This is a genomic window from Enterococcus pernyi (assembly GCF_045371165.1).
Classification (GTDB): domain Bacteria; phylum Bacillota; class Bacilli; order Lactobacillales; family Enterococcaceae; genus Enterococcus_B; species Enterococcus_B pernyi.
Genome location: NZ_JBIQDM010000025.1, coordinates 1 through 1,334, shown reverse-complemented (window position 1 = coordinate 1,334; position 1,334 = coordinate 1). Strand labels below are relative to the sequence as shown.

General features: G+C 43.8%; 2 protein-coding genes. Both read left to right on the top strand.

Annotated features, from left to right (window positions below):
• Positions 1-166 precede the first annotated feature (166 nt).
• Positions 167-424, top strand: coding sequence for a hypothetical protein (locus ACH0AK_RS14895; RefSeq protein ID WP_096081701.1), 258 nt, complete (start codon positions 167-169; stop codon positions 422-424).
• Positions 421-1,334: N-acetylmuramoyl-L-alanine amidase (locus tag ACH0AK_RS14890; protein WP_499797082.1), on the top strand; the 914-nt coding region annotated here is incomplete at its 3' end. The genes ACH0AK_RS14895 and ACH0AK_RS14890, both read left to right, overlap by 4 nt.

Below are 1,334 nucleotides of genomic sequence, written 5' to 3'. Positions count from 1 at the left end.
TTAGCCGCTGGCGGATTATTTGATTTAGGAAACAGCATGGTTAAACCAGACGTTGATCCACCGGATTATGGTGATGGCCAAGAAGGTACAGAAAACTTAATTTATAAAGAACAGGATCAGTCGAAAGGCTGATCTTTTTCTATTAAATATTTAGGAGGTAAATACGATGAGAAACAAAGAAAAATTTTTAGAAGACTACAACAAAGTAGTCAAACCGGAGTTTCAAAATGACGAGAACACGATCGAGGATGCCGCACACACTCTTAACAATATCGAAGGAACGACCGTGACCGTGGCAGCTGAATTTACAGAAACTGGCAAAATGGAAGCATTTGATTTTGAGCAGAAGCAACGACCCAAAACAGATGATCCGGATCAACAGATGCTGGACTGGTATTACGTAGGAAGAGGTGAAGTAAAATGACGATCAGATCAAACGGTGCCGGACACGGAGGAAGAAAAAATGGCTCCAACTGGATGGATCCAGGTGCAGTAGGAAACGGGCGACGTGAAGCAGATGTTGTACGAACAATCACCCAAAAGATGCAAGCAATTGCAAGTGTGCGCGATTCTACAGATAACGTTGGCGCAACTGTTAACCAAAACTTGCAGAACCAAGTCACGGTTATGAATGCGGCGGGATCAGGCGTAGCAATCACGAGTCACTTGAATGCCTTTAATGGTCAGGCAACTGGTGTTGAGGTTTTTTATTGGGCTGGTAACGAACAGATGCGTATTTTAGCGGCAGCTGTATCAAAAGTGATTGCGGATACGTTGGGAATTCCGAATCGTGGAGCAAAGCCTACCACAACGTTCTTCGTACACCGTAACACTAATCCGGGCGTCAATGTATTATTGATCGAATGGTGCTTTATCGATAATGCAAATGACATGCGACGATTAGATCAGAATATGGATCAGGCAATCCGTGCGGTGATGAATGTGCTTGGCTACAACACAAGCGGAAGTGGTAGTATTCAAGCGACGCCACAGACACATGATCAAATTATTTTAGCAAGCCCACCAAAAACTGTTGGGAATTATGTAGGCAAGTTAGAAGTTTTTAATGAGCTATCTCTTGGTATTTTTCGAATCGGTGCTTGGTTGGTTCCCAAAAATGGTGCAGCGTATTTAAATCAGGGATACGTCTTTTGGATGGATGCGGACAATCCGGATGTCGAAATTGGACGTTGTCGCTCAGCCGGTATTATCAGAGATGATGTGAATGCAGCATACGGATTACCAAGCGGCCTAAGATTTGGTTTGGATGGCACAATGGATATCCGCAAATTCGCAGGGAAAAGAGTCTTTCCGATGTTACGACGAACAAACGA

Coding starts and splice junctions, on each gene's coding strand:
- ACH0AK_RS14895 (WP_096081701.1), top strand. CDS start 167: ATGAGAAACAAAGAAAAATTTTTAGAAGACTACAACAAAGTAGTCAAA.